The sequence below is a fragment of the Pseudoalteromonas sp. Angola-4 genome (assembly GCF_028599265.1).
In the GTDB taxonomy this organism is placed as follows: Bacteria; Pseudomonadota; Gammaproteobacteria; order Enterobacterales; family Alteromonadaceae; genus Pseudoalteromonas; species Pseudoalteromonas atlantica.
This window is the reverse complement of sequence record NZ_JAQREK010000006.1, coordinates 114,169-130,274: the sequence shown is the minus strand read 5'-3', so window position 1 is coordinate 130,274 and position 16,106 is coordinate 114,169. Positions and strand designations below refer to the sequence as shown.

13 protein-coding genes, 1 other RNA gene and 1 pseudogene are annotated in these 16,106 nt (G+C 37.0%); 3 read left to right on the top strand and 12 right to left on the bottom strand.

Features of this window, described 5'->3' with window-relative positions; genetic code table 11:
• Positions 1–35: 35 nt before the first annotated feature.
• The 4 genes and pseudogenes from cas6f to PSH48_RS09675 form a co-directional block, all read right to left on the bottom strand.
• A complete protein-coding gene (gene cas6f, locus PSH48_RS09690; RefSeq protein WP_273611457.1) occupies positions 36–638 on the bottom strand; it encodes a type I-F CRISPR-associated endoribonuclease Cas6/Csy4 in 603 nt (200 codons plus the stop codon).
• A pseudogene (csy3, locus tag PSH48_RS09685) lies at positions 635–1,663 on the bottom strand (type I-F CRISPR-associated protein Csy3). Before csy3 ends, cas6f begins: the two are co-directional and overlap by 4 nt.
• A complete protein-coding gene (locus PSH48_RS09680; protein WP_273611456.1) occupies positions 1,663–3,714 on the bottom strand; it encodes a type I-F CRISPR-associated protein Csy2 in 2,052 nt (683 codons plus the stop codon). The pseudogene csy3 and the gene PSH48_RS09680 overlap by 1 nt, the downstream one beginning before the upstream one ends.
• A gap of 3 nt (positions 3,715–3,717) precedes the next feature.
• The gene (locus tag PSH48_RS09675) at positions 3,718–4,893 is read right to left on the bottom strand and encodes a TniQ family protein (RefSeq protein ID WP_273611455.1); all 1,176 of its coding nucleotides are present in this window, start codon (positions 4,891–4,893) and stop codon (positions 3,718–3,720) included.
• Between the two features lie 212 nt (positions 4,894–5,105).
• Between PSH48_RS09675 and PSH48_RS09670 the strand changes: the two genes are divergently transcribed.
• On the top strand, positions 5,106–5,384 hold the full coding sequence (locus PSH48_RS09670) for a hypothetical protein (RefSeq protein WP_273611454.1): 279 nt from the start codon (positions 5,106–5,108) through the stop codon (positions 5,382–5,384).
• Positions 5,385–5,397: 13 nt separating this feature from the next.
• Positions 5,398–6,051 carry a DNA-methyltransferase gene (locus PSH48_RS09665; RefSeq protein WP_273611453.1) on the top strand — a complete coding sequence of 218 codons (654 nt, stop codon included), beginning with the start codon at positions 5,398–5,400 and terminating at the stop codon, positions 6,049–6,051.
• Between the two features lie 4 nt (positions 6,052–6,055).
• Here PSH48_RS09665 and PSH48_RS09660 read toward each other — a convergent pair whose 3' ends face one another.
• A complete protein-coding gene (locus PSH48_RS09660; RefSeq protein ID WP_273611452.1) occupies positions 6,056–7,852 on the bottom strand; it encodes an AAA family ATPase in 1,797 nt (598 codons plus the stop codon).
• 24 nt (positions 7,853–7,876) lie between these two features.
• The gene (locus PSH48_RS09655) at positions 7,877–8,182 is read right to left on the bottom strand and encodes a helix-turn-helix domain-containing protein (protein WP_273611451.1); all 306 of its coding nucleotides are present in this window, start codon (positions 8,180–8,182) and stop codon (positions 7,877–7,879) included.
• A gap of 141 nt (positions 8,183–8,323) precedes the next feature.
• Between PSH48_RS09655 and PSH48_RS09650 the strand changes: the two genes are divergently transcribed.
• Positions 8,324–9,913, top strand: coding sequence for a hypothetical protein (locus tag PSH48_RS09650; RefSeq protein WP_273611450.1), 1,590 nt, complete (start codon positions 8,324–8,326; stop codon positions 9,911–9,913).
• Between the two features lies 1 nt (position 9,914).
• Here the strand turns inward: PSH48_RS09650 and PSH48_RS09645 are convergent, their stop codons facing one another.
• From PSH48_RS09645 to PSH48_RS09620, 6 genes are all read right to left on the bottom strand, one after another.
• Positions 9,915–11,258, bottom strand: coding sequence for a KAP family P-loop NTPase fold protein (locus tag PSH48_RS09645; RefSeq protein ID WP_273611449.1), 1,344 nt, complete (start codon positions 11,256–11,258; stop codon positions 9,915–9,917).
• A gap of 68 nt (positions 11,259–11,326) precedes the next feature.
• Positions 11,327–12,328, bottom strand: coding sequence for a TniB family NTP-binding protein (locus PSH48_RS09640; RefSeq protein ID WP_273611448.1), 1,002 nt, complete (start codon positions 12,326–12,328; stop codon positions 11,327–11,329).
• Positions 12,329–12,330: 2 nt separating this feature from the next.
• Positions 12,331–14,154, bottom strand: a complete 1,824-nt coding sequence (locus PSH48_RS09635) for a Mu transposase C-terminal domain-containing protein (protein WP_273611447.1) — start codon at positions 14,152–14,154, stop codon at positions 12,331–12,333.
• Entirely contained in the window at positions 14,147–14,776 is a 630-nt protein-coding gene (locus tag PSH48_RS09630) for a Tn7 transposase TnsA N-terminal domain-containing protein (protein ID WP_273611446.1), read from the bottom strand. Before PSH48_RS09630 ends, PSH48_RS09635 begins: the two co-directional genes overlap by 8 nt.
• Positions 14,777–14,907: 131 nt before the next feature.
• Positions 14,908–15,004: signal recognition particle sRNA small type (ffs, locus tag PSH48_RS09625), an RNA gene on the bottom strand.
• 138 nt (positions 15,005–15,142) lie between these two features.
• The gene (locus tag PSH48_RS09620) at positions 15,143–16,018 is read right to left on the bottom strand and encodes a DUF3014 domain-containing protein (RefSeq protein WP_273611445.1); all 876 of its coding nucleotides are present in this window, start codon (positions 16,016–16,018) and stop codon (positions 15,143–15,145) included.
• Between the last annotated feature and the right edge of the window lie 88 nt (positions 16,019–16,106).

The following is a 16,106-nucleotide window of genomic DNA, read 5'->3' as shown; positions in this document are numbered from 1 at the left end:
AACCAGTTGAAAATTAAAAGAGTGTTTTATAACTATTAAAAAAGGGTATTCAAAGAGGGAACTGTGCCTTGAAATGTTTGATTTGTAGCAAAGCCATAATTATTAAATTGATTTCCTACCGCATTAGCATTTTCAATTCTTTGTATATGAAGTATAAAATTTTCCCCGTTGCCTTTGCTTGATACGGGTATTGAATGAAAATGGCCTATGTCTTTTGCCTCAAATTGATATTCTGGATTGTAGACTTCGCCTCTGGCTTCAGCTCGTTTTTTAGCGCGTTTTAACCGCCTTTGCTTTTCGCCAACAAAAGCTTTGGCTACTGATTGATTGCGAATAAACATAACCTCATTTTGCTCTGTTGGTACTTCGAGTATTTTTGATAAGCCAAATAACTTATCATGAGCCATCATCTCAAAATAGCTTTGCTGAGATAGGTTGTTTAATTGCTTTTTATCTATTGATACAAACGCTATTTGATCACCTACCGTTTGCTCATTCCACTTAGGAAAGCACACACCAATATTACTTATTCCGCGTGAACTCATGAACCCGTGTAAAATGCCGATACACCTCCCAGCCAGCAGGCTTACATCACAATTTTTAGGTAGATAAGTAATGGTAAAGTAATAGCGCTTCAAGCTTTACTCCTTTGGAACAAGCCACCTTTGATCAACACTGACGCAATAAAGTGAACTGCGTTTGATTGTTCACTTTGATCTAAACCATGCTTTTCCATGTGTTTAATATGCAAAGCAATGCGCGGGAGTAATGAATAAAAGTCTGAATGGGTCTTAGGTGTTCTGTGTGCAACTAATATTTGCTTATCTGCGCCATATTCATGGGTGCGCAAAGGTTTGTAACCTCCCTCATACCAATCATCGATAGTTTGAATAGCGGCCCCTACTTTTTGCGAGTTTAAACTTGCTGCTTTTTTATCGCCTACTTGAGTATATGCAAGTTGTTTAGATGACATGCCCTGTTCAACAGTATCTACAAACTTTTGACTTGGGTGAACCTCTTGGCTAAATGCATTTTTAATTTTTGCGGTTATATCTAAATAACAATAATTTTGAGGGTTACTAAGCCCTTCTTGAATAGCTTCTGACAACGTTAATAATGCCGTTTGATTATTCTACCAATTGTCTTGCCATTTTAGTTTTTGTGCACCTTCAACAATAATTGGGTCTGCATGTTCTGTGAGGATTTCAATATCAACGTTCGGTGATTGACGGTTGCGCCAAAGCCAATTGCCCATCAGTATATTTTTAGCGTAACGGGTAGCAACTTCATTAAGGCCATTGTGCTTTTTATAGGTTTCAAAAAAACGTTTTAACCAATAAATAACTTTAGGATCATCACAAACATGTGGCTCATTGCTATTAGCCTCAACCCTGAGTGAAAAACGGCAAAGTAGCTCATTTACTGTTGGAGGCACATAGCACACATCAATTGTTTGAGGGTTCCCAAAAGCGAGATCTTGTGGCGCTAAGTTTTTAGCCACATTTTGCTTTTGATACGCATCGCCAAACCCTGACTTTTGCCCAACTAATTTATTTTGCTCTATTTGTAGCGGTTCAAAGTCAGACTCTGGTGTTTTATAAAAAAACACCGCTTTACTGGGTGAGAGAGAACGCGTGTAACTTAAGTGCCGAGGTAATTGCATTATTCATACTCAAACTTAGACTTTTTCATAAGCATAGACTCTTTTTGAACATCCATAACCCAAAATGCGTCATGAAAGAACTGCTTAGCGCCTGCGTACTTTACTGATGTATTGCTAACACACTCTAACAACCCGATTACGGGCTCAGCATAACAATGGTATTCATGTAGGGCTGTATCTCGCTTTACGGGTTCTTCAAGCGCAGCAAAACCAATTGCAGCGGGTCTTAAATTAAAGTTACCGTTAAGGGCATCAATCAATTGTTCAAAACTTTTAACTACTTTTTTCGAAGGGTATAACCAACTGCCATTTGACGATTTTGCCTTTATATTTTTAAACAGCTCACTTGGTTTAGTATGTAAATGGCACCAATCTATATTTTGATATAACGAAGGTGGATGCATAGTCCCGCCCTCAAACATAGATGGTAGTGCGGGCTTTATAAGCTGACTATTCAACTTATCTAAAAGCTCAATATTTGGTACAAAAAGCCTAAATACTAAATCGAGTGTTATATCGCATTTAGGCTTATCGATAATACCGGAACTTATCACATGAGTATGGCCAGCAACTTGTTTTAACTTACTTGGCTCGGGTAATGGTTTACCTGTATGTAGCTGATAGTTTTCAATGTAAATGGCACTACCAATACACTTAATTGAAGGGTCTATAAAATTTTTTAGCTTACGCTCAAAGTTATGAGCAAGCCCATTTAAAGCAGTAAGTGACGGCATGCCTTGAATATATGGGTTAGCCATTGCCTCGGCATCAAACACTCGCATATCTTGGCAATGTACATACACTATTTGCTCATCATTTAATGTTTCCTCTTCCGTTGCACAGTGAGTAAACACATAGTTTAACTGCGTTTTGAACAGCCCCATTAAATTAGGGTGATACGCAAAGCGTTTGAGCTTACTTAAATTACTAAGGCTCTCATTTAATACGTTACTAAATTGGCTAATGCAGTTAGTAATACTCTGATCTAAGTAATGCTTTGCCCACTCAGGGTAAGCTTGCCCTTGAGCGTTATTTTTAGCTTCCAGAATGTTATCAAGCCATAACTGCAAGCTAATACGTACTTGCCTAATAGCCGCGACTCCCGCTAATCGCTTTTGCCTTAACGTATTAAACTGCTTAATACCCACTAACACCAAAAGCGCCTGTTGAAATTGACTGCTTAATAGCGCACGAACTTTAAATGCTTTCTCAATATCATCATTGGCTACTTTAGGGCGGTTAATAGCCTTTGAATTTGTTTTAGGAAAGTAACGCAAGGCTCTTATATTGCCACCTACTGAGCTTGCTAAATCGCCTACATTGGCTGGCCTTGAGTGCTCAATTAAACCAAAGTTTAACTTACGCTCTGTTGTTAATTGCTGAATTTTAGCTAGCATTGCATGGCTTACTACAGGCGTAATCGCAAGGTAGCTTTGCTGGAATGGCATTTGTAGTTGTGGTGAAAAAGAGCTTACTTCTAATGGGAGTTCTGCCACTGGCAACTGTTGTTTTATTTTAGCCGCGATGTCTAAAACCGCCTTTTTAGTAAACCCGTAGGCTCTTATTAAATTAATCCAAACAGGCTCTTCAGTTATTAATAACTTTGCTAAACAAGTCAGTTCACCTTGCCAATTAAACGAGGTTAAAAATAACTTTGCATGATTAATTTCAGCACTGTTGTGCGACCAGCCAAAACTTAAAGGTAATGACCGGCTGCAAATACCCGCAATATCTTCACTTACAACCTCACTAATTAAACGTTGATGGCTTACGCGTATATCGGGGTATTTTAAGTTATGAGTATGAAACCATTTAACTTCGTTAATGCACTTACTCAGTAACACTTCATCGCGCAATACACTTTTAGCAGTTCTTACACTTGTTAAATCATCAATCTCACTGCGCTTATAAACTAGGTTAATGAGCACAGTCAGCGCTTGTTCTTCAAAGCCATCTACCGCAACATGAGGCGTGTATGGGGCAAACAACTTTCTAAGTGCTGTGGTTTTTTCTTTTAGTGATTCAATTGCAAATGCATCTTGTAAGTTCATAAGTTACCACGGCGCTATAAATTGTTTTTTTGTTTGAGTCTTTTCAGCTGCGAATGCTTGCTGTAGTTCAATTACTTGGCGTAAATAAAAAACATGGCTATCAGCTCTGAGCTGTTCGTGCTTTTTTTGTGGGTAAGCACAGTTTAAAAAGCCTTCTTGGTGAAGCCTGTAAACTTGCTCTGTGGTGGTGTTTAATAATACTGCGGTGTCAAAAGTACAAAGCAGTAAGTCAGCAATATTTGGATGTTTAGCTTTAGGATTACTATCAACTAATTCGACAAAGTAATTAATAATCTCATCAAGAACTTTGTTTTTACGGTTACTTGTTGCAGCTATTTGACCATCACGGATCACACTGCTATACACAGAGTTAAACTTAGTTTTATTAAAAGGGTTAAGTTGTTTGAGCCGCGCATTGTTTGTGAGTAAGTTTAATTCAGCTGTAAGACCATCAGGCCAAGTACTAAAATAATCAATAAAAGTACGGTTAAAGTCAGCATCACTTACATCAAGTTGCTTAACCTTCGCAAACCACGATATTAACCCCACTATTTTTTGGCTGCTACTACTTGCAAGCGCAGATGCAATTTTAAAGTCTGCATCGTTTAACTGTTCACTACTGGTTAGTTTACAACCACAATCACACTCTAAAAACGCCTCAGAAGCTCTATAATCAATTAATTCATGGCATTCACCACAATGTGTAGTTAATTGTGTTTTATGCTTATGGCACGTCTTATAGGGCTTTAAATGCCAATAAAAAGGAACGTAAGAAGATTCAAACAAGCATTCAATGCAAACAGGTATATTATCAGTGCGAAGTAGCTCAAGGGGAATAGTCAGCTCATTACGGCTTACTGCGGCAAGATTGCCAAATTTAAAGTTACTGCGCCGCCATGCAAGCGCAAGAATATTACCAGCGTTTACATCAGCTAATTGGGCTACTAACTTAAGCGCTCTTATTCTAAAGCTGCTCGCTTGCCTAGCATGATAAACATCAACTTTACTCAGCTCTAACGGCAACGCACCTTCAAGTTCATGATCTTGCTCTGCAAGCCATTGCCATAAAATATCAGCAAGCTCACTATAGCCATCGTATGAGTTATCACTTGCAAGCCTTAGTAAATAGCTTTCAAGCGCCTCATCTGGGTAAGGTTTTGTTTGAACTAAAAAATGCATCGCCAACCTAAACTAAGAAAATCTTAGTTTAGGTTTAGGCTAAATAAATTAGATAGTCAAAATAATTATCGTTAAATCATTCGTACTTCACAAAAGTACAATATCTGATACTGTAGAGAGCGTTACGGCATTTCTAAAGGATGTATTAATGGCCAGTAACATAATAAAAATTCAAATTTGATAATACAAAGCTAACTTATAAGGAGATTTTTATGGCTTGTAACTGCTGTGGCAAAGCTTTAAATAGCGGTATGGTTCAAAAGAAAGATTCATCAACCGGTCAAAAGTTTAAATCATGCCCTCATTGTTCTGACGCTAATGGTTCTGAACATATATTCCATCCATATCCGGCTTCTTTTGGAATTACTCCTGCTCGTAAAACAGCTCGCAACCCTGATGGATATCAAAGCTATTGCAGTGATTGTCGAAGATTAAAAAAGGGCATTGCTTCGAAAGCTTTTCACAATGGCCGTTTGTGTAGCACACTTTAGCTAAAGAGATTTAATGCAAGTACATAAAGATGATGCGGTAAATTGGTTATCAACACTTTCAACCGAGAGTGTTGATCTTTTAATTACTGATCCACCCTACGAATCCTTAGAAAAACATCGAAAAATAGGAACCACCACTCGCCTAAAAGTAAGTCAATCGTCAAGTAATCAATGGTTCGACATATTCCCAAATAATCGCTTTGAAGAACTACTAATTGAAATTTACAGAGTGCTTAAAAAAGGTTCTCATTTTTATCTATTCTGCGATCAAGAAACAATGTTTTATATTAAGCCAATAGCTGAAAACGTAGGTTTCAAGTTTTGGAAGCCAATAATTTGGGATAAAGTGACTATTGGAATGGGTTATCATTACAGAGCTAGACACGAATATATTCTTTTTTTCGAGAAAGGTAAGCGTAAGTTAAATGATCTAAGCGTGCCAGACATCCTCACTTGTAAAAGAGTATATAGGGGCTACCCTACTGAAAAACCAGTTAAGTTAATTGAAACGCTTATCTCTCAAAGCAGTAATGAAAATGAACTCGTCGTCGATCCTTTTTTCGGCTCAGGAGCTACTTTAGTAGCAGCCAATAACTTAAATCGACAAGCTATCGGATGTGATATTTCAGAATCTGCCCATTCACACCTAAAAGGTCGAATCACATAAGCAGTTATTGATTATGTGATTCAATAAAGTCCCAGACCCTTTTACATAATAAAGTTAGCTCTGGCGTTAATTTCCAATCATCAGATTCATTCATTAGTGAAATTGCAGTATGACAAAATTTAACTTTGTCTTTAATTGTACCTGATTTGTCAGAGTAAAAGTTCCGCTTAAGTCCTTCAGCTTTAACGACATTACGCTCTAAAACCTTACCGATACCAACATCTTTTTTTCTAAATGAGCTTTCTTTAATTTTATTAAATTTATCGATATCACAATCGGCTCTTTGGGTAAAAGTTCCCCATCTAGCTTTAGCAGTATCAATCAAAATATCAAAGGGTATAAAGTTTTCGATTTCCTTATATTCAAGTAAATAAAATGCCTCACCCAAAGCTACTCGTAAGCTTTCAACACGCTCACCTTTGCACTCAATATCTGCATCAGCAATTAGTAAGATATTTCTGTTGAGTCTTTTAGCGGGGGTTTCACTACCATCGCTTTCAAGACCGTCACTGAAATCCCAATGAGTAATATTACTGCCTTGGTACTCTGTGAAAACAAAATGAAGATTTTCATGATAACTTTTCAGCTTACTTTTCTTATCTTCATCTTCAAGCTCTTCGATGTATTTATTTAGATAGGCTCGCAAGTATAATTTATCAGTAACGCCCTCCACCCAAATTGAACAATTAGCAAGAAGTACCGACGATGCACGTACACCAAGCTCATTAAGTAACTCACCGTAATCTAATGAGGCTTGTACTTTACTCTCACCTTTTACCCTTGAAACTTGTTGAATAGAAATATCGTCACGCTCTTGAGCCAAATCTAAAAAGTGGTTTGAATGGGTAGTCATAAAAAACATATGTTCTTTATGCTTTGCAAATGTTTCAATTAATGTTCTTTGAAGTCCAGCGTGTAAAAAGTGTTCTGGCTCTTCAATAAAAAACATTGTCGGTTTTTCAGCCATAAAAACTTTATAAGTTAATAATATAATTGATTGAATACCATCGCCTAAATCATAGATAGGCCTGTCTGCATCATCACCTTCTTTGACATATACAACATCTTTATCAACCATTGGAACTAACGAAATATCCCTGCCAAAAAAGAAGTTTTCAGATAGATACTTTTCATACTCGCGGACTTTTTGCCGTTTTCCGTAAGAGCCTAGTAAGTGTTGTGTGAGATCTTTATAAAGGCTGTGACCTGTAAAAACCTCACATTCACCTTTTTTTAATTTAGGAAAGTAGTCTGAGTTTGTTCGAGCTTCAAAAATATCTTCCACAGCAACATGGCGCAATCCCCGAAGAGTTGGAATATATATATTACTCCATCCGGCAACGTTAGTACTTTCTTTGAGTTTCTCAATATCTTCATGTTCATAATATGAACTAAACACACTATCGAAGAACTTACTAAAACGCTCCTCTTCCGAATGAGAATTGTAATTTTCTGGTTTGCCAAGTTTGTATATCTTTTTACCAATGTCCGCAAGCCCTATTGGTGCTTTGATAAGTGCAGGTAGTTCTCTTTGAATTTTATTAGTATCTACATTACCAAAACTGGCTATTTGGCTAGACCATTTCCTTTGAGCAAGCCCATCTATAAAAAAAGACAACAACTCCTCCGCTATATATTCAGAAAACTCAAAAAACCACCTACTCTTCTCATCTATGAATAACTTTCTTAACTCTCTGCTTTTACCCGAATTATTTGGACCTATAAAAAAAGTTAACTGGCGCACGTCTTCTAAAAGCCAAAATTCATCTTCAATTTTACCAATATTTCTGATTGAATTCACATTTACCTCCATGTTACCTGATCCTTATAACTTATTAATTCTAATGGTATTTAATAATTCAATTTGCTCTTCTTTTTTTAACTTACCTAAAGCACAAATTAATTCCGCCAATGTATCTTCTTCACAGTAAAAGTAGGCAACTGGTACATCTAGCTCTTTAGCAATGCGTTTCATGGTTAAGAAATCAGGGGCATGTTTGCCTTTTTCGTATTGGTTCATGCGAGCACTAGCCGTGTTTGGCTCCATTCCTAATGCCATACCTAGCTGTTGCTGAGTAAGGCCTGCTGCCTTTCTTGCAGATTTTAGGCGTGAAGGTGTTGGAGTTTCCATGTGAACCTTAGCTATAAAACATATCTTGCTAAGATTCTCTTAGTATCTAACCTATAAGTGTACTAAGGATATTTTAGTTTTTAAATATAAACTTAATTAGTAATGTCTTAATGTATATATTTATGAGTTAAAAGGAATTTTATGCTTGTTTTTGCTAGTGATGCGTCTGGTAAGATTGTTTCAATAAGTAATGTCAAAAATGGTAAAGCATGTAATTGCTTCTGTATCGCATGTAATGACCCTTTAATTGCACGCAATGGCGGAAAAATAAAAGCACATTCATTTGCTCATACTACTAAAGAAGAATCTAGAACATGCTTAATGACCGCTTTGCATCGGTACGCTCAAGAATATTTTTTAACGGCTAAAACAATAAACCTCCCAGCGATTACTATTTCCCATAGAGGTTACAGCAAAACTGAACCTAGTAGAAAAGCCTTAATAAAGTCTGCAAAACTTGAATATAGCATTCATAACAAATACATAGCCGATGTGAAGTTAGAAACTGATGTCGGTGATTTATTAGTTGAAATTAAGGTAACATCGCCTTGCTCAGCAGAGAAAATTAACTTTTATCGTGAAAAGAAAATCGCTTCCTTAGAGTATGATTTATCAGTTTATATTGATTCAGATTATGCTGATTTAAATTGTGCTCTTAAGCATAATGATGATACGTCTAATTGGTTATTTGGTTGGTGTGAGGATCAATTAAGAGAAGAAATAAATCAAAAAGTTGAACTCAACCAAATAGAAATGAATAAAAAAATTCGACAACAAATTGAAGAATCAAGACAGCGATCGCTTCGTAAATTTAATAACTTAAAAAAGCGACAGCAACTAAAAATCCCCAGTCACAGCATTGAATTTAATCATAATGTCAATGGTAAAAATTACGATTTATCAGCCCAAGTAGTAAAAAGTAAAAGTATAAAGTTCGAAAAAGTGTCACTTGAAGTAGAGCATGAACATTTTTTACTTTTAAAATGCATTGCTTTCAATAAATCTAACCAAGAACGAGTGCTAAATATTGCTCTTTTATTTCAACATGATATTCCCGATATCCTCAAAAAAGAATCAGGCCAGATCATCGTAGGTCGAATAAAAAAATCAAAACATTTTAAATTCGAATGGCTTAACTTTACACCTCCACGTTCGGCTTTAGAAAGAGCAAAACTTACAGCTATTACTGAAAAAGAAAAGCAACTAGAAAAATATAAGTTTATAGAGCAGGTAACAAACTATGCTGACATTTATGCATCAGAACAAGATAGGTATTTTTCAAATGATTACCCTAAATGGAAAATATGGCTAGCTTCACAAAGCGATATGACTCACAACGAAAATTTTAATGTTAAAAATCCCAAGTATCCAGCTTTATTAAAAACAAATAATTCACACCCTCAGATTTGGATGTTTGATCGCTGGTATATATTAATATTTAGTAAGTTAGCAGAGTTTATTGACAGCTACCCAATCAATACCCCCATAGATACAAAATACATATTTGAGCTGTTAAAAAACGAATTTCCACCTTCCCATAATTACAACCTCTTTGTCGAGCAAGCAGAAAAAATGAATGTTTCATATAAATTAGAGCACTTACTAAAGCCTGAAAGCATTATAAATACTTGCTTATCATTTTTTGAGGAGACACTCGCTGTTGAAAAAATCTCTGGTGTTTTTTTTAGAAATTACAACTTGAGATTGCAAATGTCCCCTGCAATCAAATAAATTAAGTACTGGAAGGTTGCAGCCCTAATACTTCGAATGTATTTTTAAGCTCTAGAATGGCGTAGCCAGGGTCTATGCCCCAATTAAAAAAGCCGTCATTTATTGTTTTTTCCCAACTATCCTGATCTTCTTTAGGAATAAATTCAGCGGCATTAACATCACAATCTTTAGCTAAAATGACCATTAGAACTTCATGAACCGAAGGTCTATTATGACCTTCAGGATATGGGTTAACTTTCTTTATTCCTAAGATATTAGCAATCTCTTTAGCATCATACTTAGAGTTGCTTATTTCATTAGCTAAATCGGGCTTGAAACAATAGATAACAACAGCTAGTGTATTTAACAATAAATACCCCAAATAATTACCTTCTGAAAATGCATTTCCCTCGGTTAAGACTTGCAACACTTCCAGATATCTAACAAGCGTTTCGACTTCTCGTAAAGATAGTTCTAGGTTGATAATTATCGACTCAATAAATTTTTTAGGTAACTCAGGTGAGTAAAGGTTTGTTGGTAAATGCTGATTTTCCCGAACTAACTTTTCAAATAAGGTCATGGAAGCAAAAATTGGTTCAAGTCTATTTGGTATAGTCTTATTACTGAGTTTAATAGTGAATTTTAAAAACTTATCTAAATACTTTTGAGAGTCAACATCAGTACCATAACAATGATTTATTGATGCTCTCAATTGTTGGGAGTTAGTAATCAGTACAAATTGAACATTGTCGATATCAAACACGTGTTTAATCAGTTCTAGAACTTCTACAGCAAAGCTAGGCTTACACCTATCAAGCTCATCAACAAAAAACACTATAGCTTTTTCTTCTGCTACTCTGGATATCGCATCTTTAAGGGAAGTTAGATTTTTTTCAGCTTGTACCTGATCTTTTATAATTGACTCAACTGTAGCATCAATGGCTTTATCCGCGGCTTTTTGAATATCTTTGTCATAATCATCGGCGACACTAGCAAAATCTTGCCTAAGAATATGTCCAACAAAAGCTTTTCCTCCTGTTTTAAGTCCAAACTTTGTAGCTGGTATAATTTTTTTAATAAAGCCTGGCTGCTCTTTTTCTGGCAGTAACTTAATTATCTCTGATAGAAGCGTGACAAGTGGTTCACCTACATGATCAGCTTTAAATGCATCTACATAGATTAAATGGTGAGTGTCCTTTAATTTGAATAAATTAATTGTTTTTTGACAAAATTCAGATTTCCCCGTTCCCCAACTGCCATCAAGCATCATAGGAGATACATCCAAAGATGAACTCAAAAGTTTAATCATGTTTTCTGCTACAGGCTTACGATGAAACTCATCACGACTTTCAAATGTGTTATTCATATTTTCCCTAATAATTTAATTTTTAAATATTCGAATAATAGTAATCTAGATTCATGACTCCGTATAACCTATTTCCTCAACAACTGACTAATCGGCATCCGGTCAGTAAACTTGGTCGCTATAAACGGATCTTCATCTAGGGCGCTTTCAGGTTTGTATAGTGAATAGCGCTCAACTTCAGTTGCTGTAATTTCTGAAACGGGCAAGGTAAATAGGTTTGGTACGTCAGGAAACAGTACCTCAAATGCTTTAACTAAGTGCTTGGTTGTGAGTGTTTTTGCGCTGTCTATTAATGCATAAAGTACGGCATCATCTAAAAAGTATTTTAATGTTCTGAAACAACCTTTTGATAGTGAGAACAAAGCAAATACTGTTGCTTGCTCACTTAAGTTTGGCTTTTCGGTAAATGGCATACGGTTGGCTAGGCCAATTATTAGCTGTACAAAATGCTTTGGATTTTCTGATAATTTAAAATATGGCAGCTGCCGCCTTACTAATAAACGCGATGACCATTGAGGTTCGTCTGCTATTTTTTCTGCCCACGGCATTCCTACCAATACAATTGATACACCCGCTTCGTCGTTAATATACTTTAATCGGTTAGCAATCTCGCGGCGCTTTTTACCTTGGTTGTGCTCAATTAGCTCTTGGAACTCATCAATAATTATAAGCTCAGTACCACACGTTTTTAAATTTTCAATTAATGATTTCGTTAACCGAGTACCGTTTACTCGCAATTTACGCTCTGTGCTGCCTACTTGCCCTAAGTCTTTAAGAAGCTCGGCTAAAGTAGATTCTAGTGTCGGATTACTAGGTATGCGGCTGACTAATACAGGGTGATTCGTCACTCCATTAATAAATTGCGGTAAATGGCGTTCTTTATACTGTTTTATTAGTGCTGTTTTACCTGTGCCTGTATCGCCATTTAACAGCATACAAGGCTTTTCGCCCGCTAACCCTTTACCAAGTCTTAATCTGTCGAAGTCGTTAAATACAGTGCTTATTATTGGATATTCAATAAATACATCACGAAATTCATTAAGCTTTTCTTTTTGTTTGTCGGTCAGCATAATTAAAATCCATCTAGATCTGAGATAAAGTCATCCCAGCTATCAGCTGGCTGCTCTTTAGGTGTAACCTTTTTGGGTTCTACTGGCTCGCTCTGAGCTATTGATTTCTGCGAGTCGCTACTAACATTTTGATGCTTAGCTAACGCTTTACCCCCTTTTACCTTTGAGTGTTTTGGCGCATTTTTTAACTCTTCAAACTCGTTTTGAATTTTATCATGAATAAACATACGCGCTTTTGCTAAGCCTACATTATCGATAGAGCCCGAAATAAAATCGCGATGAATACGTATATTTATTTTGTGCTGATTCAAACTTAAATTTTGGGTGTAACCGTTTGGATCTATGCATGGCACTTTTATGTAATGCTCTAGCTTATCAAGGTACACGTAGATATAAGAGATATCATCTGGGTTTAATTTAATTAAAACTTCTTGAGATACTTTGTGGCTAAACTGCTTTCTATAGTTGGCTAGTTCAGTACTGTCGTAGCTTAAGTTTTCTAGCCGTATTCCACCTTTACGAAGCACCCGATGCTTTGAAATACTGAGCACAACATCCAATTGTTGAAGATCAGCATCACTCAGCATTGTTGGTGGTAACGTATTAAAGCCTTGATCCCATAATTGGCTTGGTATGTACTTAAAGCGGCTGTCGGCATCTTGATGGTAAACGTCTACTACCCATTTATGAAATAACTGCATAAAGGTCGTAAAACGCATAATTGCATCTTTTTTGGGATTGTATTCATACTTTTGTAAAATGTTAGAAAAGGTTTTACCAGGCACAGGGTCTAATAATTCAGTATTTATTGTGCCGAACATACGTTCTACAAATGGTTTTAACCACGGCTTCGCAACAGGATTATATTGAGTATTAATGCCTATTTCTTCACAAGCAAGCTCAAGGCTGTTACTCCAAAATTCAGCGCCATTATCAACAACAAGTGTTTCAATTTTGCCAGCGCACTTCCACTCATTAATCGTATCGGGGTATAGTTTTGCCACTTCACTTTTAGGTTTCATCGCATTTAGCATTGCTCGCCTTACTGCATCATAGCTAGGCTCACTGAAACTAAAGTAATAGCCAACAATACAATGGCTATACACATCGACTAACATGGTGAGTGTTGGCCGACCAAGCGGGATATGTAGCTCATCATCTAATAAAATAAGATCAAGCGGTGTATGGTCAATTTCAACTTTTTCGAGTACTCGGGTAGGCCGTGTATGCCCTTCTACTTTATTAAAAGCAATATCAGCAAGGCGCTTACCATAACGAGCGATCATTACTTCGTATTGTGGTAAGTTATCAATTCTGTTTTTAAACGCTTTGTATGTTAAAGGCTTTAGTGTGCTACCAACAACGCTGTCGTTTTCAATAGTCACTAAGTCTTTATAGAACTTGTAAGCCGAAGAGACAAAAGGCTTTTCTTTTACTAAGTAACGCTCAAGTGCTTTTTCGAAAAACTTATCGGTGGCTGTATCGCGCTCCCTGTTACCCTTTTTTTGATGGCTTGGTATTAGCGCCATGATATTTTTATCTGCATTTGTATAAGCGCTATACCATCGTGCTGCTGTTCTCCAGCTGGGCTTCTTTTCTCCCTCAACTTCAGGCATTACTTTCAATAAAGGCTCAAGGTTTTTTTGTGTCCAACCACCTTGAATATTAGCCTCAAGCCATTGAATATATTTAAGCTTAGCAAATGTTGTATTTTTAATTTTTTCAGGAAGGGCTTGTAAATCTTTGGCGTAATTTTGAGGTAGTTTGGTTTCTACTTTTGGTAATGGCTGGTTAAACTCATCATCAAACAAACCGTCATTAAACATTGTTAGACCAAATTGCTGTTTCTATTGATATTTCATTTGTAGTTAAGTCGGCAAATAACTGCCCTAGTGATAATAAGCGTAGCACAGTAGCAAGTAGCTCACCGGCAGTTACTTTTAAAAAGTTAACTAACTGGCCCACTTTAATAGAGCCGTATTGCTTAACAAGTTCTAGCACCGATGCTTGCAGCTCTGTTAAAGACTGAAAACCAGAATAGCGATGTAAAAGCTTTAAGTTATTGAGTGTTGGGTATACACGGATTTGTTTATCAGTAACCAGTATTAAGTCGCGTCCATCTTGCTTAGCTATGGTTTGCTTTTCAATAAAACGTGCACGAAAGTCTTCGTCAGTAATTTTGCTTTGCGGTTTTACTTCTATAAATTTTTGCGTGCCGTCTGTGTGGGTAAGTAAAAAGTCAGGTGTGTAACGGCATGTACGGTTATCAAACTGATATTCGTAACCGAGTGGTTGTGCCTCAAATGCGGCTATTGATGGTGAAAATTCAAAATGGAAACAGGCATCAAACTCTAAAGAGGATTCAACTAAACAGGTAGATTTATTTTTTTGACTAGCAAATTTATGGAGGTTTTTTACACGGGAGTGTTTGAGTTTTCTTCTGTACATGTGAGTCAACCATCTAACCATTTGGTTAAATACTAGACTATGCCACCTTATACTTCCAATTTATGCCATCTTTTAGTACAAATATGTCAACTTATACTTCAAACAACACAAATGAGGAATTTGGGTGGCAGTCTTACCAGCCACATCTCGGCACACACGTCACAAACTGTGGCTGCTCCCTTCCGGGCCTGACCAGGTTCGCCTGCTAGTGTTGCGAGAGGACCAATAAGACTACCATTGAGGGCCTTGGTTGGCGCGGGAAGGATTATCTCTACTTTTGGTGTGTTATTCAAGGGATAATCAAAAAAGAAAGTGCGATTGCATACTTCATATACAATCGCGGTTAAAAACAGCCTTTAATGCCTATTAATTACGCTCTAACTCGGCTTTAATTTTACGCAGTGCTGCTTTTACTTTTTTCATGTTTTCTGGGCCCATACGTAACAGCTGTTTTTGTGCAGCCGGTAATTGCTCCCATTCAGAAAACGCATACTGATAAGTAACCGAGTCTCGCAGTAGCGGTAACTCGCCTTCTGGCTCCGGTGTATCAAGTAATAACTCAATAGCATCTTCTAGCGTTTGATTAAATTCATCATCGCCGTAACCAATTTCACTGTACGCGTTGTTGATTAATGGCTTGTACTGCTCGTACATACGCACAGCTTGGGCGGCGCTCAAGCTCGTAAATACTTTTACATACGGTGTATAGCGCTCGTAGCTGTTAGGGTCAATTGTTAAAATGTCTCCTTCGTTTACGCTAAATTCTTCTTCGGGTTTAACCACTGGCGTATGCTTTTTAGCAATTTTGCCTTTGGCTATATTGTCTATAAATACGACGCCACGGCGAATTACATCGTCGGTTACCATTAGGCTCATTACCGAGTCGCTTAGGTATTCATCCATTTTGGCAACCACTACGGTGTCGCTTTCATCAAGCGTTGGTAATGGCTCTACAACCGGCTCTGGCTCAGCTGGGCGCTGAGCAGGCACGCTTAGCTCAACTGGCTTTTCAGGCTTAACTGATGGCGCATCTACCACAGGGTCGTTTTCTGGCTTTAGCTCCATCACAGGCTGTTCTTTTGGTGTTTGCTCTACCTCTGTACGAGTTTCTGGCTCGTCAGTGGGCGATAACAGTACGAACGCAGCGGCACACACTAAAATAATTAAAATAATAACGGCGAATAAAAAATTGTTTTTAGGCGGACGTTTTTGAACATCTGACGCTTCTGGTTTATCTGACATACAAACTCCATAAATTTAAATGCATATTACTCAGAGTACGCTGAGTGGAAAAAATTCACTATCGGTAATCACTATTACTTAAATATAG